Raw genomic sequence first — 23,826 nt, 5'->3', positions numbered from 1 at the left:
GCAAAAATGGCGCGTAGCCTAACGAATTTGGACCAGAAACGCACTGTTAGAGGGCGAACATTCCGATCTACGACATTTTCGTGTCGCGTTTATGCATGTAAATGGTTGGTGTCTGTAAGTCCGTCATCGCGAGCAAGCTCGCTCCCACATTGGAATGCGTCGCCCTGTGGGAGCGGGCTTGCCCGCGAAGAGGCCAGCACAGCCAACACAAATGCCGGAAACGACAAAGGCCACCCGAAGGTGGCCTTTGTCAGCAGAGTTGCAAGCTAAGCGCGAGGCTTACTTGACAGCCCAACCGGTCAGCTCGGCCAGGGCCTTGCCGATGTCTGCCAGCGAACGCACGGTTTTAACGCCTGCGTCTTGCAGAGCAGCGAATTTCTCGTCTGCAGTGCCTTTGCCGCCAGAGATGATTGCGCCAGCATGGCCCATGCGCTTGCCCGGAGGAGCAGTCACACCAGCGATGTAGGAAACAACCGGCTTGGTCACGTGTGCCTTGATGTAGGCAGCCGCTTCTTCTTCAGCCGAACCGCCGATCTCACCGATCATTACGATCGCTTCGGTCTTCGGGTCTTCCTGGAACAGCTTCAGGATGTCGATGAAGTTCGAACCCGGGATCGGGTCACCACCGATGCCGACGCAAGTCGACTGACCGAAACCGGCGTCAGTAGTCTGCTTCACAGCTTCGTAGGTCAGGGTGCCGGAACGGGAAACGATACCGACCTTGCCTGGCAAGTGAATGTGACCTGGCATGATGCCGATCTTGCATTCGCCTGGGGTGATCACGCCTGGGCAGTTAGGGCCGATCAGGACTACGCCCAGCTCGTCGCACTTAACTTTGGCGTCCAGCATGTCCAGGGTAGGAATGCCTTCGGTGATGCACACGATCAGCTTGATGCCGCCGAAGGCAGCTTCCAGGATCGAGTCCTTGCAGAAAGGAGCCGGAACGTAGATCACGCTGGCGGTGGCGCCAGTGGCAGCTACAGCGTCTTTCACGGTGTTGAACACTGGCAGGCCCAGGTGCTCGGTGCCGCCTTTGCCTGGAGTTACACCACCAACCATCTTGGTGCCGTACTCGATGGCTTGCTGGGTGTGGAAACTACCTTGCGAACCGGTAATACCCTGGCAGATAACTTTGGTGTCTTTATTGATCAGGACGCTCATTATTTGCCCTCCGCAGCTTTGACAACTTGTTGAGCAGCGTCGGTCAGGCTGGTAGCAGCGATGATGTTCAAACCGCTTTCTGCCAGTACTTTAGCGCCCAGCTCAGCGTTGTTGCCTTCAAGGCGAACAACAACCGGGATTTTCACGCCGACTTCTTTCACAGCGCCGATGATGCCTTCGGCAATCATGTCGCAACGAACGATGCCGCCGAAGATGTTGACCAGTACTGCAGCGACGTTAGTGTCGGACAGGATGATCTTGAACGCTTCGGTAACGCGTTCCTTGGTAGCACCGCCGCCCACGTCGAGGAAGTTGGCTGGCTTGCCGCCATGCAGGTTGACGATGTCCATGGTACCCATGGCCAGGCCAGCACCGTTGACCATGCAACCGATGTTGCCTTCCAGCGCTACGTAGTTCAGTTCGAACTTGGCAGCGTGCGCTTCGCGCGGATCGTCCTGCGACGGATCGTGGAAAGTCTTCAGCTTAGGCTGACGGTACATGGCGTTGGCGTCGATGTTGATCTTGGCGTCCAGGCAATGCAGATCGCCGTCAGCCTTGATCACCAGCGGGTTCACTTCCAGCAGGGCCAGGTCGTGATCCTTGAACAGTTTGGCCAGACCTACGAAGATCTTGGCGAACTGGGCAACTTGCTTGCCTTCCAGACCCAGCTGGAATGCCAGCTCGCGACCCTGGAATGGCTGAGCGCCAACCAGTGGATCGATAGTGGCTTTCAGAATTTTTTCTGGAGTGTCGTGAGCGATTTTCTCGATGTCCACGCCACCTTCGGTGGAAGCCATGAACACGATGCGACGGCTCGAACGGTCAACGACAGCGCCCAGGTACAGCTCTTTAGCGATATCAGTGCACGATTCAACCAGGATCTTGGTGACTGGCTGGCCATTGGCGTCAGTCTGGTAAGTCACCAGACGCTTGCCCAGCCACTGCTGTGCGAAGGCTTTGGCGTCTTCTTTGCTGCGAACCAGCTTTACGCCGCCCGCTTTACCGCGACCACCGGCGTGGACCTGGGCTTTGACAACCCACTCGCTGCCGCCGATTTTGTCGCAAGCTTCTGCTGCTGCTTCCGGGGTGTCTACTGCATAACCAGTGGAAACTGGCAGGCCGTATTCAGCGAACAGCTGCTTACCCTGATACTCGTGAAGATTCATGCTTTTTACCGTCTTCGTTAGGTACTGCGCATTCGGTGCTGCACTCATTCAAGTGCCGCACCACCTGTGACTGCTGCTTGCATAGCCTTTCCGGGTACCCGGTGCAGCTATGCAAGACTGCGTCCAGCGGATATTCCGCGGTGAGTCTTGCATGCAAGGCTCACGACGGGCCAAACCGCCGTGGTTTCTTATTATGTCTTAACGCTTCTTGCGGTTGGCGATGTGAATAGCGCCGCCATTCACTGCCAAAGCAGCTTCGTGCAAGGCTTCAGACAGGGTCGGATGGGAGAAAACCATCATGCCCAGGTCTTCAGCGCTGGTGCCGAATTCCATACCGATCGCGCCCTGCTGAACCAGTTCTGCAGCGCTTGGGCCAATCACGTGGACGCCCAGTACGCGGTCTGTCTTGGCATCTGCGATGACCTTGACGAAACCACCGGTGTCGTTGGCAGCCATGGCACGGCCGGAGGCGGCGAACGGGAAGGTGCCGACGTTAACTTCAACGCCTTCAGCTTTCAAGGCCTGCTCGGTTTTACCGACCCACGCGATTTCCGGGTGAGTATAAATAACCGAAGGGATCAGGTCATAGTTCATCTGGGCCTTGTGGCCCTTGATGCGCTCGACAACCATGATGCCCTCTTCCGAGGCCTTGTGCGCCAGCATCATGCCGCGAACCACGTCGCCGATGGCGTAGACGCCCGGTACGGTGGTGGCGCAGTGGTCGTCAACGTGCACGAAACCGCGCTCGTCCAGGGTCACGCCGCAGTCGGCTGCCAGCAGATCAGTGGTCACCGGACGGCGACCAACGGCTACGATCAGCTTGTCGAAAGTGATGTTCTGTTCGCCCTTGGCATCGGTGTAGTTCACCACGACTTCGTCGCCGTTCACTTTGGAACCGGTTACGCGAGCGCCCAGCTTGATGTCCAGACCCTGCTTGGTCAGGGTTTTCAGCGCTTCCTTGGAAACAGCGGTGTCCGCTGCCATCAGGAAGGTGTCCAGGGCTTCCAGGACAGTCACTTCCGCGCCCAGACGCGACCAGACCGAACCCAGTTCCAGACCGATCACGCCAGCGCCGATCACGCCCAGACGCTTAGGCACGGACTGGAATTCCAGGGCGCCAGTCGAATCGACGATCACATTCTGGTCAACCGGAGCTGGCGGAATGTCGATCGGACGCGAACCTGGAGCCAGGATGACGTTTTCGGCTTCGATGATTTCTACCGAGCCATCAGGCTTGGTGACTTCGACTTTCTTGCCGGCCAGCAGCTTGCCGTGACCCTGGATAGAGGTCACACCGTTGGCTTTGAACAGGGTCGCAACGCCGGAGGTCAGGCCTTTGACGATGTTGGCCTTGCGGCCAACCATCGCTGGCACGTCCATGGTCACGCCAGCGTGATTGATACCGTGGATCGCGAAACCGTCCTGGGCTTCGTGGAATTTCCACGAGCTGTCCAGCAGGGCCTTGGATGGAATGCAGCCGACGTTCAGGCAAGTACCGCCCAGAGCCAGTTTGCCTTCCTTGTCGGTGTACTTCTCGATGCAGGCAGTGCTGAGGCCCAGCTGAGCGGCCTTGATGGCAGCCACGTAACCGCCAGGGCCCGCGCCGATCACTACTACGTCAAATTTCTGCGACATTCAAAAAATCCTCTTTAGCGAAAAGCTTCAAGCCGCGAGCGGCAAGCCAGGCTGCGGGTTTTCCGACAGCACGGGCTTGCAGCTCATGGCTGCTTCTATCAGATATCCAGCAACAGACGAGCCGGATCTTCCAGCAGGTTCTTGATGGTCACCAGGAAGGTCACAGCTTCTTTGCCATCGATCAGACGGTGATCGTAGGACAGTGCCAGGTACATCATCGGACGGATAACGACCTGACCGTTGATGGCCATCGGACGCTGGATAATGTTGTGCATGCCCAGGATGGCGGCTTGTGGCGGGTTGACGATCGGGGTCGACATCATCGAACCGAAAGTACCACCGTTGGTGATGGTGAAAGTACCACCGGTCATTTCGTCCATCGACAGTTTGCCGTCGCGGGCTTTCTTGCCGAAGGTGGCGATGCCGCCTTCGATTTCAGCCAGGCTCATCAGTTCGGCGTTACGCAGAACCGGTACAACCAGGCCGCGATCGCTGGAAACTGCAACGCCGACGTCAGCGTAGCCGTGGTAAACGATGTCGCCACCGTCGATCGAGGCGTTGACAGCCGGGAAGCGTTTCAGCGCTTCGGTGGCCGCTTTCACGAAGAACGACATGAAGCCCAGGCGCACGCCGTTGTGGGACTTCTCGAACAGGTCCTTGTACTTCGAACGCAGTGCCATGACTTCAGTCATGTCGACTTCGTTGAAAGTGGTCAGCATCGCCATGTTCGATTGAGCTTCAACCAGACGCTTGGCCACGGTGGCACGAACGCGGGTCATCGGTACGCGCTTCTCGATGCGATCGCCAGCGGCAAACACAGGAGCAGCGGCAGCCGGAGCAGCAGCCTTGGCAGGTGCGGCAGCAGGAGCAGCTTTCTTGGCTTCGACAGCGGCAACCACGTCTTCCTTGGTTACACGACCATCTTTGCCGGTGCCTTTGACGGAAGCCAGGTTGATGCCGTTTTCTTCGGCCAGCTTGCGAGCAGCTGGAGCTGCGATAGCGTCTTCGTCAGCGCCGGCAGCTGGAGCAGCGGCAGCAGCGGCCGGAGCAGCAGCGGCAGCCGGAGCGGCAGCAGCAGCGCCGCCTTCAACGATGGAGCCCAGGACTTCGTCGGACAGAACGGTTTCGCCTTCGTTCTTGACGATAGCGCCCAGCACGCCGTCAGCGGTAGCCAGCACTTCCAGCACGACTTTGTCGGTTTCGATGTCGACAATCAGTTCGTCGCGCTTGACCGCGTCGCCCGGTTGCTTGTGCCAGGTGGCAACGGTGCCATCGGCAACCGATTCCGGGAAAGTGGGGGCTTTGATCTCGATAGCCATTGTCTGTGGTTCCTTAAATTCGGTTTCAGGTGCGCGAAGGCGTTAAACAGTAAAGGCGTCTTGCAGCAGTTTTTCCTGCTGTTCGGCGTGCATCGATGCGTAACCGCATGCTGGTGCAGCAGAAGCCTCGCGGCCCGCGTACTCGAGTACGAGAGACTTGTTGAGGTTGCTGATACTGCGACGCATGTGGTGTTGGCTGCAGTACCACGCACCCTGGTTCATCGGCTCTTCCTGACACCAGACGGCAGCTTTGACGTTGGTGTAAGGCGCCAGGACTTCTTTCAAGTCGTCCTCAGGGAATGGGTACAGCTGCTCGATACGCACGACAGCGATGTCGTCACGACCTTCGGCACGGCGTTTTTCCAGCAGGTCGTAGTAGACCTTGCCGCTACACAGAACAACGCGCTCGACCTTTTTCGGGTCTTGGGCATCGATTTCCGGGATGACGGTCTGGAACGAACCTTCGGCCAGATCCTCCAGCGTCGAGATGGCCAGCTTGTGGCGCAACAGCGACTTCGGAGTCAGAACGATCAAAGGCTTGCGCAGCGGGCGAATCACCTGGCGACGCAGCAAATGATAGATCTGTGCCGGCGTAGTCGGCACGGCTACCTGAATGTTGTGCTCGGCGCACAGCTGCAGGTAACGTTCCAGACGCGCCGAGGAGTGCTCCGGCCCCTGACCTTCGTAACCGTGCGGCAGCAACATGGTCAGACCGCACAGACGGCCCCACTTGTGCTCGCCACTGGTGATGAACTGGTCGATAACTACCTGGGCACCGTTGGCGAAGTCGCCGAACTGGGCTTCCCAGATCACCAGCGCATCAGGCGTGGTGGTCGAGTAACCATATTCGAACGCCAGTACGGCCTCTTCGGACAGGAACGAATCGTACAGGTCGAAACGTGGCTGGCCGTCGTACAGGTTCTGCAACGGGATGTAGGTGCCCGCGTCTTTCTGGTTGTGCAGGACAGCATGACGGTGCGAGAACGTACCGCGACCGATGTCCTGGCCAGTCATGCGAATCGGGTGACCTTCGAACGCCAGGGTCGCGTACGCCATGGTTTCGGCGTAACCCCAGTTGATCGGCAGGCCGCCGGCTTGCATCTTCTGGCGGTCTTCGTAGATCTTGGCAACCTGGCGCTGGACCACGAAGCCTTCCGGGATTTCCAGCAGCTTGGCGGACAGTTCCTGCAAGGTCTTGAGGTCGAAGCGAGTGTCGTGACGCGCGGTCCAGGCGTGGCCCAGATACGGACGCCAGTCCACGAACAGCTCTTTGTTCGGCTCTTTGACCAGGCTTTTCACTACGTGCAGACCGTTGTCCAGCGCATTGCGGTATTCGTCGACTTTCGCCTGAACACGCTCTGCGTCGAGCACACCGCCCTGGGTCAGACGATCGGCATACAGCTCACGGGTGGTGCGCTGCTTGGTGATCTGCTGATACATGATCGGCTGGGTGCCGCTTGGCTCGTCGGCCTCGTTGTGGCCGCGACGACGGTAGCAGACCAGGTCGATCACCACGTCACGCTTGAACTGCATGCGGTAGTCGATGGCCAGCTGGGTCACGAACAATACGGCTTCCGGATCATCACCATTCACATGGAGGATCGGCGCCTGGATCATTTTCGCAACGTCGGTCGCGTACTCGGTGGAACGCGAGTCCAGCGGGTTGCTGATGGTGAAACCGACCTGGTTGTTGATCACGATGTGCACGGTACCGCCGGTCTTGAAACCGCGGGTCTGCGACATCTGGAAGGTTTCCATGACCACGCCCTGACCTGCGAAAGCAGCGTCACCGTGGATGGAGATCGGCAGAACCTTCTCACCGGTCGGGTCGTTACGACGATCCTGACGGGCGCGAACCGAACCCTCGACCACCGGGGAAACAATTTCCAGGTGGGACGGGTTGAACGCCATGGCCAGGTGAACTTCACCGCCGGAGGTCATTACGTTGGACGAGAAGCCCTGGTGGTATTTCACGTCACCGGAACCCAGCTCGACCTTCTTCTTGCCTTCGAACTCGTCGAACAGCTCACGCGGGTTCTTGCCGAAGGTGTTGACCAGCACGTTCAGACGGCCACGGTGGGCCATGCCGATGACGATTTCCTTGGTGCCGTAGGAACCGGAACGCTGGATCAGCTCGTCGAGCATCGGAATCAGGCTTTCGCCGCCTTCCAGACCGAAACGCTTGGTACCCGGGTATTTGGTGCCCAGGTATTTTTCCAGGCCTTCACCGGCGGTCACGCGCTCAAGCAGGTGGCTCTTGATGTCGGCGGAGTACGTCGGACGACCGCGCACGCTTTCCAGACGCTGCTGGAACCACTGGCGCTGCTCGGAATCGGTGATGTGCGTGAACTCAGCGCCGATGGTGCGGCAATATGTCTGCTGCAACGCTTCGTGAATTTCGCGTAGGCTCGCTTCCTCTTTGCCGATGAACAGGTCGCCGGCACGGAAGGTCGTATCAAGATCGGCATTGGTCAAGCCGTAATGATTGATCGACAGGTCTGCAGGTGCAGGACGCTGCCACAGTCCCAGCGGGTCAAGCTGGGCTGCCTGGTGGCCACGCATACGGTAGGCCTGGATCAATCGCAGCACTTCAACTTGCTTCTTCTCGTGCTCACTGCTCACGCTGCCGGCGGAAACCGGTTGGGCGCGGCGCTGGTTCTTTGCCAGCAAGACGAAATGATCGCGAATTGTGGAGTGCGAAACATCGGTGGCAGAGTTGCCGTCAGCAGGCAACTTCTGGAAGTAGGTGCGCCACTCTTCTGGCACAGCGTTAGGGTCGTGCAGGTAGAGCTCGTAAAGCTCTTCCACATAGGCAGCGTTACTACCGGATAGGTAGGCACTGTTCCACATGCGCTGCATCACGCTTTCTTGCATGCTTGGTCACCCTCGGTTAGGGGAACACCATCGGTGTCGACACCGAGCAAACTTGCAGAAGTCCGAATGCAGCGACCAAAACAAGCCACTAGGATCACACTGATAGTCCGGGTACCAGCCCGGATGCCCCTGCTTGTCTCATTTCTTCAAAATAAGAGCCGCAGCCTTTTAGGCTGCTGCTCAGGTTAAAACTACGGCGCCGGTTGAAGCCTGCGCCGCAGCATCTACGGGTACAACGGGTACAGCAGCTGAATCACACGCCGCTTGAGAGCAACATGTTACGGATGTGACCGATGGCCTTAGTCGGGTTCAGGCCTTTCGGACATACGTTGACGCAGTTCATGATCCCGCGGCAGCGGAATACGCTGAACGGGTCATCCAGCGAAGCCAGACGCTCGGACGTCTTGGTATCACGGCTGTCTGCCAGGAAGCGGTACGCTTGCAGCAGGGCAGCCGGACCCAGGAACTTGTCCGGGTTCCACCAGAAGGACGGGCAGGAAGTCGAGCAGCAAGCGCACAGGATGCACTCGTACAGACCGTCCAGCTTTTCACGCTCTTCAGGGGACTGCAGACGCTCGATGGCCGGAGCCGGCGTGTCGTTCTGCAGGTATGGCTTAACCTTTTCGTATTGCTTGTAGAAGATGCTCATATCGACGACCAGGTCACGGATAACCGGCAAACCTGGCAGAGGACGAACGATCAACTTGTTACCTTTTACGACAGCGGACAGCGGCGTGACGCATGCCAGGCCGTTTTTGCCGTTGATGTTCATGCCGTCGGAACCGCAAACACCTTCACGGCAAGAGCGACGATAGGAGAAACCCTCGTCCTGCTCTTTGATCAGGGCCAGCACGTCCAGCACCATCAGGTCTTTACCACCGGTATCAACCTGGAATTCCTGCATGAACGGCGCGGCGTCCTGATCAGGGTTGTAACGATAAACGCTGACTTGCAACATGGCGGCCACCCTTAATAAGTCCGAATCTTAGGTTCAAAAGTCGGAACAGTCTTCGGCGAGAAGTTCACGGCACGCTTGGTCACGCGCTTGTCACCCGGGAAGTACAGGGTGTGGCACAGCCAGTTTTCGTCGTCACGATCTTCGAAGTCTTCACGGGCGTGAGCACCACGGGACTCCTTACGTACTTCTGCGGCGATGGCGGTGGCTTCGGCCACTTCCAGCAGGTTCTGCAGCTCCAGAGCTTCGATACGTGCAGTGTTGAACGCCTGCGACTTATCGTTGATCTTCACGTTGGCGATGCGCTTGCGCAGGTCAGCCAGCTGGGCAATACCCTTCTGCATGTATTCGCCGGTACGGAATACACCGAAGTAGTTCTGCATGCAGTTCTGCAGCTCGCGACGCAGGGTAGCCACGTCTTCGCCTTCGGTACGGCTGTTCAGAGCGTTCAGGCGCGACAGGGCAGCTTCGATATCGGCTTCGGTAGCGTCGTCGTATTCGATGCCGTCGGTCAGTGCTTTTTCCAGGTGCAGGCCGGCAGCGCGACCGAATACCACCAGGTCGAGCAGCGAGTTGCCGCCCAGACGGTTGGCACCGTGAACCGATACGCAAGCCACTTCACCCACTGCGAACAGGCCAGGGATGATTTCGTCGACGCCTTCGCCGTTCTGGGTGATCGCCTGGCCATGAATGTTGGTGGCAACGCCGCCCATCATATAGTGGCAGGTCGGAACAACCGGAACCGGAGCAACAACCGGGTCAACGTGGGCAAAAGTCTTCGACAGTTCACAGATACCTGGCAGACGACTGTGCAGCACTTCCTCGCCCAGGTGGTCGAGCTTGAGCATCACGTGGTCGCCATTCGGACCGCAACCATTGCCGGCGATGATCTCTTTAACCATCGAACGGGCAACCACGTCACGACCGGCAAGGTCTTTGGCGTTCGGAGCATAACGCTCCATGAAACGCTCGCCGTGCTTGTTGATCAGGTATCCACCTTCACCACGGCAACCTTCGGTAACCAGTACACCGGCGCCGGCGATGCCGGTCGGGTGGAACTGCCACATTTCGATGTCTTGTACCGGTACACCGGCACGCAGCGCCATGCCAACGCCGTCACCGGTGTTGATCAGGGCGTTGGTGGTCGAAGCGTAGATACGACCTGCACCGCCGGTAGCCAGTACGGTGGCCTTGGCACGGATGTAGGTGGTTTCGCCGGTTTCGATGCAGATGGCAATCACGCCGACGAACTCGCCTTCGCCGTTCTTCACCAGATCGACAGCGTAGTACTCGTTCAGGAACACGGTACCGGCTTTCAGGTTGCCCTGATAAAGGGTGTGCAGCAGTGCGTGACCGGTACGGTCGGACGCAGCGCAAGTACGCGCAGCCTGGCCGCCTTTACCGTAGTCCTTGGACTGACCGCCGAATGGGCGCTGGTAGATACGACCTTGCTCGGTACGCGAGAACGGCATACCCATGTGGTCCAGCTCGTAAACGGCAGCCGGGCCTTCCTGACACATGTACTCGATAGCGTCCTGGTCACCGATGTAGTCGGAACCCTTGACGGTATCGTACATGTGCCAGCGCCAGTCATCGTTCGGGTCAGCGGACGCGATGGCGCAGGTGATGCCGCCCTGGGCGGATACAGTGTGCGAACGGGTCGGGAAAACCTTGGTGATCACGGCAGTCTTGTGACCGCCCTGTGCCAGTTGCAGCGCTGCGCGCATGCCGGCACCGCCACCACCAATAATGATGGCGTCGAAAGAAATCGTTGGAATGTTAGCCATGACTCAGATACCCCAGAGAATCTGCACGCCCCAGACGAAGTAAGCGAACATCGCAACGCCGCAGACTGCCTGGAAAAGGAAACGTATAGCCGTCGCGGACTTGCCGAACGCCATTGGCGTCAGGTAGTCGGTCGCGATGGTCCACATGCCGACCCAGGCGTGAGCGCCGAGGGCAACGAGGGCCAGGAGGCTGAAGATACGCATTCCGTTGTGGGCGAACAGTTCATGCCACTGGGCGTAATCGAGGCCAGGGTTGGCCACGATGTATCCGATCAGGAAGATGAAGTAAGCCGCGAGAACGACCGCAGACACACGTTGCGCCATCCAGTCATAGAGGCCCGAACGCGACAGGTTCGTGACGTTAGTTACCATATCCAAACTCCTGCCAGAACGATTACCACCACGGAAACGGCGATAACGATTTTCGAGCCCAGCTTGCCGCCTTCCAGCGTCTCACCGATGCCCATGTCCATGATCAAATGGCGCACACCGGCTACCAGGTGATAAAGCAGAGCGGACAGGATGCCCCATGTCACTAGCTTGGCTAGCGGACTGGTCAGACACGCTTTCACCTGACCGAAGCCTTCCTCGGAACTCAGCGACTTGTCCAATGCGTAAAGCATGATGGCAAGGCACACGAAGAGGATGACACCGGAAATTCGGTGAAGGATGGACGTGTAAGCAGTGACTGGGAGTTTGATGGTCCTTAGGTCTAGGTTTACAGGTCGTTGGCTTTTCACGGCTTTTTTTTCACACTGAAGAGCCCCTAACAATCAGGGCAAAGTTGTTGGGGAGTGCACTGGTCAGGTAACCACCACCCAGGGATGCGACCCCCAATGAAAGCAAGCCCAAAAGCCCTTGGCGGTCGGTGGCCGAGTATAGACAGTTAGGCTACTAATGACAACGCAAACACCTAACCCAAACAGCTGATTGCGCAACCGGCATAAAAGGCGTAAATGGCAGCCAATTTCGAGAAAAAAGTCCGGTTAAAGCCTTCTGGAGCAAGACTTTAGGCAAATTGACATTCGAATTTATCTCACTATAGTGGTGCGGGCCCTGCGTGGGGGGTCTGTCTGATGATTTCAAGCATAAATAGGAGGCCACATGGCTGACAAAAAAGCGCAGTTGATCATCGAGGGCGCAGCCCCCGTCGAGCTGCCCATTTTAACCGGCACCGTTGGTCCCGATGTTATCGATGTTCGGGGCCTGACGGCCACGGGCCGTTTCACCTTTGACCCAGGCTTCATGTCGACCGCCTCGTGCGAGTCGAAGATCACCTATATCGACGGCGACAACGGCATTCTGCTGCACCGCGGCTACCCGATCGAACAGCTGGCTGAAAAGTCGGACTACCTGGAAACCTGCTATCTGCTGCTCAACGGCGAACTGCCGACCGCAGAACAGAAGGCCCAGTTCGTCAGCACCGTGAAGAACCACACCATGGTTCACGAGCAGCTGAAGACCTTCTTCAACGGCTTCCGTCGCGACGCCCACCCAATGGCCGTCATGTGCGGCGTAGTCGGCGCCCTCTCGGCGTTCTACCACGACTCCCTGGACATCAATAACCCGCAGCATCGCGAAATCTCCGCGATCCGCCTGGTTGCCAAGATGCCGACCCTGGCAGCGATGGTTTACAAGTACTCCATGGGCCAACCCATGATGTACCCGCGCAACGACCTGTCGTACGCGGAAAACTTCCTGCACATGATGTTCAACACCCCGTGCGAGATCAAACCGATCAGCCCGGTACTCGCCAAGGCCATGGACCGGATCTTCATCCTCCACGCCGACCACGAGCAGAACGCATCGACTTCCACCGTGCGCCTGGCCGGCTCTTCGGGTGCCAACCCGTTCGCCTGTATCGCCGCCGGTATCGCCGCACTGTGGGGCCCTGCCCATGGCGGTGCGAACGAAGCCGTTCTGACCATGCTCGATGAAATTGGCGATGTCTCGAACATCGACAAGTACATCGCCAAGGCCAAGGACAAGAACGATCCGTTCAAACTGATGGGCTTCGGTCACCGCGTTTACAAAAACCGCGACCCGCGCGCCACGGTAATGAAGCAGACCTGCGACGAAGTGTTGAAGGAACTGGGCATCCAGAACGATCCGCAACTCGAACTGGCCATGCGCCTGGAAGAGATCGCCCTGACCGACCCGTACTTCATCGAGCGCTCGCTGTACCCGAACGTCGACTTCTACTCGGGGATCATCCTCAAGGCGATCGGCATTCCAACCAGCATGTTCACCGTGATCTTCGCCCTGGCGCGGACCGTCGGCTGGATCTCCCACTGGAAGGAAATGCTCTCCAGCCCGTACAAGATCGGCCGTCCGCGCCAGTTGTACACCGGCTACGAGTCGCGTGATATCACCAAGCTGGAAGACCGCAAGTAAGATTCATGCTGTAGCGTGTTGAGTTGTACCGGAGACGGCCTCTATTTATATAGGGGCCGTTTTTGTTTGCCTCTTTTAATTGTGTACATTTCCGTTATTTAGGTAGCGGCGACTTACGGTTCCGCTTTTACAGCGGGTTACTTTGGAAAAGCCCCAAAGTAACCAAAGGGCTCTTGCCCCTTACGTTCGGTGCCTCGCCAAGGCTCGGCATTCCCTCGCTCCGGTCCTGCTCCGTGGGCCCGCCGCCATCGGCCATCCATGGCCGGCGGCGGCTAACCCGGCATCCATGCCGGGTTGCCCACTGCGCAGAACCTCCACTCGGCCTCTCGAGGGGGCAAGAAGATCAAAAGCAAAAGCAAAAGCAAAAGCAAAAGCAAAAGCGGCGTACACCCTCTGCGCTTCACCACTCAACAGGCCGAGCGTTAGCTCGCCTGCAGCTTTTGATCTTGATCCACCCGCCCCCTCGGCAGGCTGAGTGGAGGTGTTCATCCGGGGATTGGCGCGCAGCGCCGTTCGACGCAGTCGAACTCATTGCATGTAGGTCGAAGCGAAGCCGACCGGAGGGTAATGCCCCCGGATGAATACCGCAGCGAAGGAACCCCGAGCCTTAGCGAGGGGCCGTACGTTCGGGGCGAGCGTTTTTTTGGTTACTTTTTTTAGGCGCTTGTAAAAAAAGTGACTCGCCGTAAGGGCGAAACCATAAGTCGCCGCTACCGAAGGAATGGATATGTACACCATCAAAAAGCACTCCGCCTGACACAAAGCCTTCGCGAGCAAGCCCGCTCCCACAGTAAATCGGGTACATCCACGAAATTCGGGTCGATTACCGCCCAATAAAAAAAACCCCGATCTCTCGACCGGGGCATTACGCGTTAGTGCAATTTATATATAAAGCTTTAATGCCTTAGTGCGAAACAGCACCACTTGCACCCAGGCCAGTCTGCGAACGAACAAACTGCGGGAAGAACAGCGCCCGCTCATTGTCAGCCGCAGTGGACTTGTCGGTAACCGAGAAGAACCAGATCCCGACAAAGGCAATCATCATCGAGAACAGCGCCGGGTACTCATACGGGAAGATGGCCTTCTCGTGATGCAGGATCTGCACCCAGATGGTCGGACCAAGCACCATCAGGCCCACGGCACTGATCAGGCCCATCCAGCCGCCGATCATCGCACCGCGAGTGGTCAGCTTTTTCCAGTACATGGAAAGCAGCAGCACCGGGAAGTTGCAGCTCGCCGCGATGGAGAACGCCAGGCCCACCATGAACGCAATGTTCTGGCTCTCGAACAGGATACCCAGACCAATGGCCAGCACCGCCAAGGCGATGGTGGTGATTTTCGAAACGCGAATCTCGTCCTTCTCGTTGGCCTTGCCCTTCTTGATCACGCTGGCATACAGGTCGTGGGACACCGCCGAAGCACCGGCCAGGGTCAGACCGGCAACCACTGCCAGAATGGTCGCGAACGCCACCGCCGAGATGAAGCCCAGGAAAATGCTGCCACCCACCGCGTTGGCCAGGTGCACCGCCGCCATGTTGTTACCACCCAGCAAGGCGCCAGCAGCGTCTTTGAAGGCAGGGTTGGTACTGACCAGCAGGATCGCGCCGAAGCCGATGATGAAGGTCAGGATGTAGAAGTAGCCAATGAAGCCGGTTGCGTACAACACGCTCTTGCGAGCTTCTTTTGCGTCACTCACGGTGAAGAAGCGCATCAGGATGTGTGGCAGACCAGCAGTACCGAACATCAGCGCCAGACCGAGGGAGAACGCCGAGATCGGATCTTTCACAAGGCCGCCCGGGCTCATGATCGCTTCAGCTTTCGGGTGAACCTTGATTGCCTCGGAGAACAGCATGTTGAAGTCGAAGTTGACGTGCTTCATCACCATCAGCGCCATGAAGGAGGCGCCGGACAGCAGCAAAACTGCCTTGATGATCTGCACCCAGGTGGTCGCCAGCATGCCGCCGAACAGCACGTACATGCACATCAGGATACCAACCAGGATCACCGCAACGTGATAATCGAGACCGAACAGCAGCTGGATCAGCTTGCCGGCGCCGACCATTTGCGCGATCAGGTAGAACGCAACCACCACCAGCGAACCGCAAGCGGACAGCGAGCGGATCTGGGTTTGCCCAAGGCGATAGGACGCCACGTCGGCAAAGGTGTATTTACCCAGGTTACGCAGGCGCTCAGCGATCAGGAACAGGATGATCGGCCAGCCCACCAGGAACCCGATCGAGTAGATCAGGCCGTCGTAGCCGGAAGTGAACACCAGCGCGGAAATACCCAGGAAGGACGCCGCCGACATGTAGTCACCGGCAATCGCCAGGCCGTTCTGGAAACCGGTGATCTTGCCGCCCGCCGCGTAGTAGTCGGAAGCCGACTTGTTTTTCTTGGACGCCCAATAGGTGATGCACAGGGTCGCGCCAACGAATGCGATGAACATCAGAATCGCGGACACGTTAAGGGGTTGTTTCTGCACCGCGCCGGTCAGGGCATCAGCGGCCCAAGCGCCAGGTGCGAACGCTGCGATGCTCAACAGAGCCATTAGACGCCGGATCATTGCTGAGCCTCCTTGAGAATCGCATTGTTCAGGTCGTCGAACTCGCCGTTGGCGCGCCGTACGTAGATACCGGTCAGGATGAAGGCCGAGAGAATCAGACCGACACCGATCGGAATGCCCCAGGTGATCGATGACTCAGGGCTGATTTTCGCCCCCAGTACATGCGGCCCATAAGCAATCAAAAGGATGAATCCGGAGTAAAGCCCTAGCATGATCGCCGAAAGGATCCAGGCGAATCGTTCCCTCTTGCTAACCAGCTCCTTGAAGCGCGGGCTGTTTTGAATCGAGAGGTAAATGCTGTCGTTCATTGTTTTTATCCTCGCAGCACAGATTTAGTTGGAACGGTCTCCACTCTATGCGGCTGCGGGGCAGGTTCCAGACGACCTTAGTCTTAGAACCCCATGACGGATTCGCCAATTTCAAGCATGAACAAAATAAATGTGGGAGCGGGCTTGCTCGCGAAGGCGTCATGTCAGTCAACTGACAGACAGCATTCGCGAGCAAGCCCGCTCCCACGGGTAAAAGCGAGGCGACTGTTACTTGACCCAGTCAGCCACACGCTCAGGGTGCTTGGCGATCCAATCCTTCGCCGCGGCTTCAGGCTTGGCACCGTCCTGAATCGCCAGCATGACCTGACCGATTTCGTCCTTGGAGGCCCACTGGAAGTTCTTCAGGAACTTGGCCACTTCCGGCGCCTTGGCTTCCAGGCCCTTGCTGCCGATGCTGTTCACGGTTTCAGCCGCGCCGTACACGCCTTTCGGGTCTTCGAGGAAGCGCAGTTTCCACTTGGCAAACATCCAGTGCGGCACCCAACCGGTCACTGCGATGGATTCGTTCTTCTTCTCGGCACGGGTCAGCTCGGCGATCATGCCGGCGCCGGAACTGGCCTTGAGTTGATAGCCGGTCAGGTCGTAGTCCTTGATCGCCTGGTCGGTCTTGAGCATCACGCCTGAACCGGCGTCGATGCCGACGATGCGGTTCTTGAAGGTGTCGTCGGTCTTGAGGTCCTCAATGGACTTGGCCTTGACGTACTCCGGCACGATCAGGCCGATTTTCGCGTCCTTGAAGTTCGGGCCGTAGTCGACGACCTGATCCTTGTTCTTCGCCCAGTACTCACCGTGGGTCACCGGCAGCCAGGCCGACAACATGGCGTCGAGTTTTCCGGTGGCCACGCCCTGCCACATGATCCCGGTAGCGACGGCTTGCAGCTTCACGTCATAACCGAGTTTCTGCCTGATCACTTCAGCCGCCACGTTGGTCGTGGCGACACTGTCCGACCAGCCATCGACATAACCAAGCGTCACGTCCTTGCCAGCGGCGCTTGCCACGGTCGAACTGATCGCCAGCACCAAAGCCGCACCTGCGCCCAAGAGTCGTCGCATCTTCATCGTTACTTCCCCGAAAGTGCTGCGCTCGACGGTTGCCGAGTCGCTTAAACGTATTGTTATGGTGCACAGCGCCCCCATCACGCCCACCGCAAACTCGTTCGAACATCAGCGGAGTACTGACACTTGCGATAATCAACCTGACGCTCATGGCGACCTGCTCTGCCAGCGACCTCAAGGCATCGAGAAACGACATCAGAAAGCCATTAACCCTCTGCGCGACAGCCCCCCCCCCCCCGCCAATCCGCCCGGACTTTGCATGTCAAAATCATGCAGGCCCACCAGACACGCTTTAAATGCAGGTAACATGCGCCGCTTTGTTCCCACACGGCCTGACCATGTCCGAGACCTCCCGCTTCCCTTTTGCTGCTTATCTATTCGCTTGCCTGCTCGGGCTGTTTGCCCTGGGCGGCTTCTGGTACGGCCTCGGCAAACCGGTAATTTTGCCGGACGTGGCCAGCGCGACGCACAAGCTGCAATGCGCCTCCTACACCCCGTTCGACAAGGATCAATCGCCGTTCGACGTGCCATTCAACTTGCGCCCCGAGCGCATGGATGCCGACCTCGCGCTACTGTCCAAAAGCTTCGAATGCATCCGCACCTATTCCATGACCGGCCTGGAAGCCCTGCCGGACCTGGCACGCAAGCATGGCTTGAAGCTGATGATCGGCGCCTGGGTCAACAGCAACCCGGTGGACACCGAGAAAGAAGTCGACCTGCTGATCGCCTCGGCCAACGCCAACCCGGATGTGGTCAGTGCGGTAATCGTCGGTAACGAAACCCTGCTGCGCAAGGAAGTCACCGGCGCGCAACTGGCGAAGCTGATCAACAAGGTCAAGAGCCAGGTCAAACAGCCGGTCACCTACGCCGACGTCTGGGAGTTCTGGCTCAAGCATCCGGAAATCGCCCCCGCCGTGGACTTCCTGACCATTCACTTGCTGCCGTACTGGGAAGACGATCCGTCGAACATCGACGCTGCCCTGCAACATGTGGCCGACATACGCCAGGTATTCGGCAACAAGTTCGCGCCCAAGGATGTGCTGATCGGCGAAACTGGCTGGCCTAGCGAAGGTCGCCAGCGCGAAACGGCCCTGCCGAGCCGCGTCAACGAAGCAAAATTCATTCGCGGTTTTGTTGCCATGGCCGAGCAACAGGGTTGGCATTACAACCTGATCGAAGCCTTCGACCAGCCCTGGAAACGCGCCAGTGAAGGTGCGGTCGGCGGTTACTGGGGGCTATTCGATGCCGATCGCCAGGACAAGGGCGTGCTGGCCGGGCCAGTGACAAACGTCCCGTACTGGACGCAGTGGCTGGCGGTGGGTGGCTTGATCTTCATCGGCACGTTGCTGCTTGGTGGTCGGGTCCGCACGACCCGCTCGGCACTGGTGCTGCCGCTGCTTGGTGCCTTGGCGGCGTGTTCGATCGGCGCCTGGGGTGACCTGGCACGGGTGACCACGCGCTTTACCAGTGAATGGCTATGGGTCGGATTGCTGACCGCTCTGAATCTGCTGGTGCTGGCCCATGCCGCGCTGGCATTGAGCCCTCGCAGCGGATGGCGCGGGCGGGCTTTCGACTTGTTCGAGCGTCGTGCTGGCTGGCTGGTTGCAACAACAGGTTTCGCGGCAGCCGTGATGATGCTGGAACTGGTGCTCGACCCCCGTTATCGCAGCTTCCCGAGCGTCGCGTTCATCGTGCCGGCGTTGGTATATCTGTGCCGCCCGGTGAACGTGCCGCGCCGCGAAATTGCGTTGCTGACCTTCATCATCGGTGCCTGCATTGCGCCGCAGCTGTTCCGCGAAGGCTTGCAGAACCAGCAGGCCTGGGGCTGGGCGCTGGTGAGTGTGTTGATGGTGGCGGCGTTGTGGCGCTGTTTGCGGGTTCGCAAGGTTTAACTCTTTAGCGACCTGACTGACCTCATCGCGAGCAAGCTCGCTCCCACAATTGATCTTTGTCGCACACAAATTTTGTGTTCACTGAAGATCTACTGTGGGAGCGAGCTTGCTCGCGATGACGGACTATCAGGCGCTACGAGAAGCCCTGACCAACCGCAACCCCGCAATCACCACCGCAAACACCGCCAGCGTCGTGTTGTACAACGCCAGTGCCGGCAACCCGAACACCAGCGCCAGCACCGCCAGCCACCACCCTGCCCGCCCCGGCACAACGAAGCCGACGATCGCAGCAGCCAAGGCGCCCCACCCCAGCACCCCGAAGTGAATCATCAGCCCCAGGTTTGAACGCACCTGGCATTCCCAACGACTCGCTTCATCCACGCAAATGCCGACCCACTGCGCATCCTCCATGAAGCCATAACGCGCGCCATAACTGGCGGCCAGCCAGACAGGCAGCAAAACTAGCAGCAGAATAACGGGCAGGCGGCGGGACATGAAACACTCCAATTGGCGAAAAACGGCGGCCAGCTTAATCGCCCCCAAGGGTTTCGCAAGCGATAACAACTGATAACTGGTCATTCAATCGCTGCAAAGTGTATCGTCCAGCTACTATTACTTCGAAATTAAGCCTGTTTGGTGCCGAGGCTTGGCACTTTGGCGCAAATCCGGTGGTCATAGCCTGCGAAATTCATTCGGCACCTTCTTCTAAGGGATTTAGTCATGCTCCGTTCCTTGCGCTTCGCTGCCCTGTTTGGCGGCCTTATATTGAGTGCGTCCGCACTGGCGGTCGACATTGACGCCGCCAGTTACGGCTACCCCCTGACCAACCCGTTCGAGGCGACCATCGCGACCACGCCGCCGGACCTGCGTCCGGAGTTACCCCTGGACGACGATATCGATCAGGAAGTGCGCAGCGTTACCTTGCGTCCGGAACGGGCATTCGAGTTGCCGGACAATTTCTGGGCGGTCAAGAAACTCGACTACCGCATTGCCACGCAGGATCACGCCGCGCCGCTGATTTTCCTGATCGCCGGCACCGGCGCGCGCTATGACAGCACCCTGAACGAATACCTGAAGAAGCTCTATTACAAAGCCGGCTACCACGTGGTTCAGTTGTCGTCGCCCACCAGCTATGACTTCATGAGCGCGGCATCACGCTTCGCCACCCCGGGCGTTTCCAAGGAAGACGCCGAAGATCTGTACCGGGTGATGCAGGCCGTGCGGGCACAGAACCCGAAAATGCCGGTTACCGATTACTACCTGACCGGGTACAGCCTGGGTGCCCTGGATGCCGCTTTCGTCGCGCACCTGGACGAAACCCGCCGCAGCTTCAACTTCAAGAAAGTCCTGCTGCTCAACCCGCCGGTCAACCTCTACACCTCGATCACCAACCTCGACAAGCTGGTCCAGACCGAGGTCAAGGGCATCAACACCAGCACCACGTTCTATGAACTGGTACTGGACAAGCTGACCCGCTACTTCCAGCAGAAGGGCTACATCGACCTCAATGACGCCCTGCTCTACGACTTCCAGCAGTCCAAGCAGCACCTGTCCAATGAGCAGATGGCCATGCTGATCGGCACCTCGTTCCGCTTTTCGGCGGCCGACATTGCCTTCACTTCGGACCTGGTCAACCGTCGCGGCCTGATCACCCCACCCAAGTTCCCGATCACCGAGGGCACCAGCCTCACGCCATTCCTCAAGCGAGCGCTGCAATGCGACTTCGACTGCTACATCACCGAACAGGTGATCCCGATGTGGCGCGCCCGCACCGACGGCGGCAGCCTGCTGCAACTGATTGACCAGGTGAGCCTGTATGCGCTGAAGGACTATCTGCACGAAAGCCCGAAAATCGCAGTGATGCACAACGCCGATGACGTGATCCTCGGCCCTGGCGACCTGGGCTTCCTGCGCAAGACTTTCGGTGATCGCCTGACCGTTTACCCGTATGGCGGCCACTGCGGCAACATTAACTACCGCGTCAACAGCGACGCCATGCTGGAGTTTTTCCGTGGCTAAATATCTCCTGCTTTTCGCAGCGTTACTCTGTGCAAGCGTCGCCAATGCCGACAACAGCAAAGCCAACGCCCCCCTGGTCGTCGACAGCGACGGCTTCAAGGAGCCGCTGAGCAAACTCAAATTCAACCCGGGCCTGGATCAGCGCGAGTTCGAACGTTCGACGCTCAACGCGCTGGCCGTCTACGATCCGTTGGAAGAGTGGAATCGGCGCGTCTATCACTTCAACTACCGCTTCGACCAATGGGTGTTCCTGCCGGTGGTCAATGGTTACCGCTACGTCACCCCGAGCTTCCTGCGTACCGGCGTCAGCAACTTCTTCAACAACCTCGGCGACGTGCCGAACCTGATGAACAGCCTGCTGCAACTCAAGGGCCAGCGTTCGCTGGAAATTACCGGGAGACTGCTGCTCAACACCACCATCGGCATCGCCGGCCTGTGGGACCCGGCCACCGCAATGGGCCTGCCCCGCCAGAGCGAAGACTTCGGCCAGACTTTAGGCTTCTACGGCGTGCCGGGCGGCGCTTATTTCGTCCTGCCGATCCTCGGTCCGTCGAACCTGCGTGATACCGGCGGCCTGCTGGTGGATTACTCGGCCGAGAATGCGATCAACTTCCTCAACGTCGCCGAAGTCAGCTCCAATCATCCGGAAGTCTGGATCCTGCGCGGCATCGACAAGCGCCACCAGACCAGCTTCCGCTATGGCCAGATGAACTCGCCATTCGAGTACGATAAAGTGCGTTACGTGTACACCGAAGCGCGCAAGTTGCAGATCGCCGAGTAAACAAGGCAGCCGAAAAACACTGTGGGAGCGGGCTTGCTCCGGGCGGCGTTCCGACGAAAGCGGTGTGTCAGACAACCTATTTGGTGACTGACACGACCTCTTCGCGAGCAAGTCGGATCGCCGCACCGCCGCTCCCACATTTGTTATGTGCTGTCTTCAGCCTTTCAGGGCTTTCCAGATCCTGCTGACGGCCATCACGCCAACCAACACCACCGCCCCTGCGACAATCCCCGCCACGCCATTGAGCAACACCGGCACGATAAATCCGCCGCCACCCGCCGCCGCACCGACACTTTCGATCCAGTGATGCACCACCGGCACACCGTGCGTGAGGATCCCGCCGCCCACCAGAAACATCGCCGCCGTGCCGATCACCGACAGGCTCTTCATCATGTACGGTGCCGCACGCAAAATCCCGCCGCCGATGCTTTTCGCCACCTGTCCGGGTTTCTGAGTCAACCACAGGCCGAGGTCGTCAAGCTTGACGATACCCGCCACCAATCCGTACACGCCGACAGTCATGACAATGGCAATGCCCGACAGCACGATGATTTGCTGGGTCAATGGCGCGCCGGCCACGGTGCCGAGGGTGATGGCGATGATTTCCGCCGAAAGAATGAAATCGGTGCGGATCGCGCCTTTGATCTTGTCCTTCTCGAACGCCACCAGGTCGATGGCAGGATCGGCCACCGCCTCGACCAACTGCGCATGCTCGGCGACATCTTCAGCCTTGCTGTGCAGGAACTTGTGGGCAAGTTTTTCGAAACCTTCGAAGCACAGATAGGCGCCACCGACCATCAACAGCGGTGTGACCAGCCACGGAATGAACGCACTGATGGCCAGCGCCGATGGCACCAGGATCAGTTTATTGATGAACGACCCCTTGGCGACCGCCCAGACCACCGGGATTTCCCGCTCGGCACGCACGCCACTGACTTGCTGGGCATTGAGTGCCAGATCGTCACCGAGTACACCGGCCGTTTTCTTGGCGGCCATTTGGGTCATCAAAGACACGTCGTCCAGCACGGTCGCGATGTCGTCAATCAGCACCAGCAAACTGCTTCCTGCCATGAATCGGGTTTCCTTCTGCAATGAATGCGCAGCAGCATAGCGCGACATAAGAGCCTACGGTGCATTCTTGAGCGCCGCGCGAGGCCGGTGATACCATGCGCAACCGCCAGAACAGGCAAGGAATCACCCGGTTTATGAGCACTATCCGCGAGCGCAACAAACAACTGATCCTGCGTGCCGCCAGTGAGGAATTCGCCGACAAAGGCTTCGCTGCGACCAAAACCAGCGACATCGCAGCCAAGGCGGGATTGCCCAAGCCCAACGTCTATTACTACTTCAAGTCCAAGGAAAACCTCTACCGTGAGGTTCTGGAAAGCATCATCGAGCCCATCCTGCAGGCCTCGACACCATTCAATCCGGACGGCGAGCCCGGTGAAGTGCTCAGCGGCTACATTCGCTCGAAGATCCGCATCTCTCGTGACCTGCCATTCGCCTCCAAGGTGTTCGCCAGCGAAATCATGCACGGCGCCCCCCACCTGAGCAGCGATCTGGTCGAACAGCTCAATGGCCAGGCCAAACACAACATCGAGTGCATCCAGACCTGGATCGACCGCGGGCAAATCGCCCCCATCGACCCCAACCACCTGATGTTCAGCATCTGGGCCGCGACCCAGACCTACGCCGACTTCGACTGGCAAATCACCGCCATCACCGGCAAGGCACGGCTGGATGAAGAAGATTATGAAGCGGCGGCGCAGACGATTATCCGGTTGGTGTTGAAGGGATGTGAGCCTGAGCGGTAGACCGTATCAAGGCCATTCGCGAGCAGGCTCGCTCCAACAATTTTCAGTGTTGAATTCAAATTCTGTGAACGACACATATCC

19 protein-coding genes are annotated in these 23,826 nt (G+C 58.5%); 5 read left to right on the top strand and 14 right to left on the bottom strand.

The window, feature by feature from the left end; genetic code table 11:
- Nucleotides 1-279: 279 nt before the first annotated feature.
- From sucD to sdhC, 9 genes are all read right to left on the bottom strand, one after another.
- On the bottom strand, nt 280-1,161 hold the full coding sequence (gene sucD, locus AB4O40_RS25720; RefSeq protein WP_007919877.1) for a succinate--CoA ligase subunit alpha: 882 nt from the start codon (nt 1,159-1,161) through the stop codon (nt 280-282).
- Entirely contained in the window at nt 1,161-2,327 is a 1,167-nt protein-coding gene (sucC, locus tag AB4O40_RS25715) for an ADP-forming succinate--CoA ligase subunit beta (protein ID WP_007919879.1), read from the bottom strand. The genes sucD and sucC overlap by 1 nt, the downstream gene beginning before the upstream one ends.
- Before the next feature lie 198 nt (nt 2,328-2,525).
- On the bottom strand, nt 2,526-3,962 hold the full coding sequence (gene lpdA / locus AB4O40_RS25710; protein ID WP_007998079.1) for a dihydrolipoyl dehydrogenase: 1,437 nt from the start codon (nt 3,960-3,962) through the stop codon (nt 2,526-2,528).
- A gap of 98 nt (nt 3,963-4,060) precedes the next feature.
- A complete protein-coding gene (gene odhB, locus AB4O40_RS25705) occupies nt 4,061-5,281 on the bottom strand; it encodes a 2-oxoglutarate dehydrogenase complex dihydrolipoyllysine-residue succinyltransferase (protein ID WP_056721685.1) in 1,221 nt (406 codons plus the stop codon).
- A 42-nt stretch (nt 5,282-5,323) separates the two neighbouring features.
- Nucleotides 5,324-8,155 (bottom strand): 2-oxoglutarate dehydrogenase E1 component, encoded by a 2,832-nt coding sequence (locus tag AB4O40_RS25700; protein ID WP_223542121.1) that lies wholly within the window; start codon nt 8,153-8,155, stop codon nt 5,324-5,326.
- 253 nt (nt 8,156-8,408) lie between these two features.
- Nucleotides 8,409-9,113 carry a succinate dehydrogenase iron-sulfur subunit gene (locus AB4O40_RS25695; RefSeq protein ID WP_008063297.1) on the bottom strand — a complete coding sequence of 235 codons (705 nt, stop codon included), beginning with the start codon at nt 9,111-9,113 and terminating at the stop codon, nt 8,409-8,411.
- Nucleotides 9,114-9,124: 11 nt separating this feature from the next.
- On the bottom strand, nt 9,125-10,897 hold the full coding sequence (sdhA, locus tag AB4O40_RS25690) for a succinate dehydrogenase flavoprotein subunit (RefSeq protein ID WP_056721681.1): 1,773 nt from the start codon (nt 10,895-10,897) through the stop codon (nt 9,125-9,127).
- A gap of 3 nt (nt 10,898-10,900) precedes the next feature.
- Entirely contained in the window at nt 10,901-11,269 is a 369-nt protein-coding gene (gene sdhD / locus AB4O40_RS25685; RefSeq protein WP_056721678.1) for a succinate dehydrogenase, hydrophobic membrane anchor protein, read from the bottom strand.
- Nucleotides 11,263-11,637: a succinate dehydrogenase, cytochrome b556 subunit gene (gene sdhC, locus AB4O40_RS25680; RefSeq protein WP_032829628.1), complete on the bottom strand. Its 375-nt coding sequence runs from the start codon at nt 11,635-11,637 to the stop codon at nt 11,263-11,265. The genes sdhD and sdhC overlap by 7 nt, the downstream gene beginning before the upstream one ends.
- A 364-nt stretch (nt 11,638-12,001) precedes the next feature.
- On the opposite strand from sdhC, the gene gltA reads away from it, so the two are divergent.
- Nucleotides 12,002-13,291 (top strand): citrate synthase, encoded by a 1,290-nt coding sequence (gene gltA / locus AB4O40_RS25675; RefSeq protein WP_056721677.1) that lies wholly within the window; start codon nt 12,002-12,004, stop codon nt 13,289-13,291.
- Nucleotides 13,292-14,195: 904 nt separating this feature from the next.
- On the opposite strand, the gene AB4O40_RS25670 is transcribed toward gltA, so the two are convergent.
- The 3 genes from AB4O40_RS25670 to AB4O40_RS25660 all read right to left on the bottom strand — a co-directional run bounded on the left by AB4O40_RS25670 (nt 14,196) and on the right by AB4O40_RS25660 (nt 17,242).
- The gene (locus tag AB4O40_RS25670; protein ID WP_056721675.1) at nt 14,196-15,854 is read right to left on the bottom strand and encodes a cation acetate symporter; all 1,659 of its coding nucleotides are present in this window, start codon (nt 15,852-15,854) and stop codon (nt 14,196-14,198) included.
- On the bottom strand, nt 15,851-16,162 hold the full coding sequence (locus tag AB4O40_RS25665) for a DUF485 domain-containing protein (protein ID WP_056721673.1): 312 nt from the start codon (nt 16,160-16,162) through the stop codon (nt 15,851-15,853). Before AB4O40_RS25665 ends, AB4O40_RS25670 begins: the two co-directional genes overlap by 4 nt.
- 228 nt (nt 16,163-16,390) lie before the next feature.
- Nucleotides 16,391-17,242, bottom strand: coding sequence for a glycine betaine ABC transporter substrate-binding protein (locus AB4O40_RS25660; protein WP_056721670.1), 852 nt, complete (start codon nt 17,240-17,242; stop codon nt 16,391-16,393).
- Nucleotides 17,243-17,535: 293 nt separating this feature from the next.
- Between AB4O40_RS25660 and AB4O40_RS25655 the strand changes: the two genes are divergently transcribed.
- The gene (locus tag AB4O40_RS25655) at nt 17,536-19,131 is read left to right on the top strand and encodes a glycoside hydrolase family 17 protein (protein WP_056721668.1); all 1,596 of its coding nucleotides are present in this window, start codon (nt 17,536-17,538) and stop codon (nt 19,129-19,131) included.
- A gap of 126 nt (nt 19,132-19,257) precedes the next feature.
- Here the strand turns inward: AB4O40_RS25655 and AB4O40_RS25650 are convergent, their stop codons facing one another.
- On the bottom strand, nt 19,258-19,626 hold the full coding sequence (locus AB4O40_RS25650; protein ID WP_056721666.1) for a hypothetical protein: 369 nt from the start codon (nt 19,624-19,626) through the stop codon (nt 19,258-19,260).
- Between the two features lie 225 nt (nt 19,627-19,851).
- Between AB4O40_RS25650 and AB4O40_RS25645 the strand changes: the two genes are divergently transcribed.
- Both AB4O40_RS25645 and AB4O40_RS25640 read left to right on the top strand, forming a co-directional pair.
- Nucleotides 19,852-21,150, top strand: coding sequence for a serine/threonine protein kinase (locus AB4O40_RS25645; RefSeq protein ID WP_056721664.1), 1,299 nt, complete (start codon nt 19,852-19,854; stop codon nt 21,148-21,150).
- Nucleotides 21,143-21,931, top strand: coding sequence for an MlaA family lipoprotein (locus AB4O40_RS25640; RefSeq protein ID WP_056721662.1), 789 nt, complete (start codon nt 21,143-21,145; stop codon nt 21,929-21,931). The genes AB4O40_RS25645 and AB4O40_RS25640 overlap by 8 nt, the downstream gene beginning before the upstream one ends.
- A 156-nt stretch (nt 21,932-22,087) precedes the next feature.
- Here the strand turns inward: AB4O40_RS25640 and AB4O40_RS25635 are convergent, their stop codons facing one another.
- Nucleotides 22,088-23,002, bottom strand: coding sequence for a DUF808 domain-containing protein (locus AB4O40_RS25635; protein WP_056721659.1), 915 nt, complete (start codon nt 23,000-23,002; stop codon nt 22,088-22,090).
- A gap of 134 nt (nt 23,003-23,136) precedes the next feature.
- Between AB4O40_RS25635 and AB4O40_RS25630 the strand changes: the two genes are divergently transcribed.
- Complete coding sequence (locus tag AB4O40_RS25630) at nt 23,137-23,745, top strand: TetR/AcrR family transcriptional regulator (protein WP_015096199.1); 609 nt, start codon at nt 23,137-23,139, stop codon at nt 23,743-23,745.
- The last annotated feature ends 81 nt before the right edge of the window (nt 23,746-23,826 follow it).

The sequence above is a fragment of the Pseudomonas sp. S2_F07 genome (assembly GCF_054668325.1).
This window is presented reverse-complemented; position numbering and strand designations above follow the sequence as displayed.

Coding starts and splice junctions, on each gene's coding strand:
- sucD (WP_007919877.1), bottom strand. CDS start 1,161: ATGAGCGTCCTGATCAATAAAGACACCAAAGTTATCTGCCAGGGTATT.
- sucC (WP_007919879.1), bottom strand. CDS start 2,327: ATGAATCTTCACGAGTATCAGGGTAAGCAGCTGTTCGCTGAATACGGC.
- lpdA (WP_007998079.1), bottom strand. CDS start 3,962: ATGTCGCAGAAATTTGACGTAGTAGTGATCGGCGCGGGCCCTGGCGGT.
- odhB (WP_056721685.1), bottom strand. CDS start 5,281: ATGGCTATCGAGATCAAAGCCCCCACTTTCCCGGAATCGGTTGCCGAT.
- AB4O40_RS25700 (WP_223542121.1), bottom strand. CDS start 8,155: ATGCAAGAAAGCGTGATGCAGCGCATGTGGAACAGTGCCTACCTATCC.
- AB4O40_RS25695 (WP_008063297.1), bottom strand. CDS start 9,113: ATGTTGCAAGTCAGCGTTTATCGTTACAACCCTGATCAGGACGCCGCG.
- sdhA (WP_056721681.1), bottom strand. CDS start 10,897: ATGGCTAACATTCCAACGATTTCTTTCGACGCCATCATTATTGGTGGT.
- sdhD (WP_056721678.1), bottom strand. CDS start 11,269: ATGGTAACTAACGTCACGAACCTGTCGCGTTCGGGCCTCTATGACTGG.
- gltA (WP_056721677.1), top strand. CDS start 12,002: ATGGCTGACAAAAAAGCGCAGTTGATCATCGAGGGCGCAGCCCCCGTC.
- AB4O40_RS25670 (WP_056721675.1), bottom strand. CDS start 15,854: ATGATCCGGCGTCTAATGGCTCTGTTGAGCATCGCAGCGTTCGCACCT.
- AB4O40_RS25665 (WP_056721673.1), bottom strand. CDS start 16,162: ATGAACGACAGCATTTACCTCTCGATTCAAAACAGCCCGCGCTTCAAG.
- AB4O40_RS25660 (WP_056721670.1), bottom strand. CDS start 17,242: ATGAAGATGCGACGACTCTTGGGCGCAGGTGCGGCTTTGGTGCTGGCG.
- AB4O40_RS25655 (WP_056721668.1), top strand. CDS start 17,536: ATGCAGGTAACATGCGCCGCTTTGTTCCCACACGGCCTGACCATGTCC.
- AB4O40_RS25650 (WP_056721666.1), bottom strand. CDS start 19,626: ATGTCCCGCCGCCTGCCCGTTATTCTGCTGCTAGTTTTGCTGCCTGTC.
- AB4O40_RS25645 (WP_056721664.1), top strand. CDS start 19,852: ATGCTCCGTTCCTTGCGCTTCGCTGCCCTGTTTGGCGGCCTTATATTG.
- AB4O40_RS25635 (WP_056721659.1), bottom strand. CDS start 23,002: ATGGCAGGAAGCAGTTTGCTGGTGCTGATTGACGACATCGCGACCGTG.
- AB4O40_RS25630 (WP_015096199.1), top strand. CDS start 23,137: ATGAGCACTATCCGCGAGCGCAACAAACAACTGATCCTGCGTGCCGCC.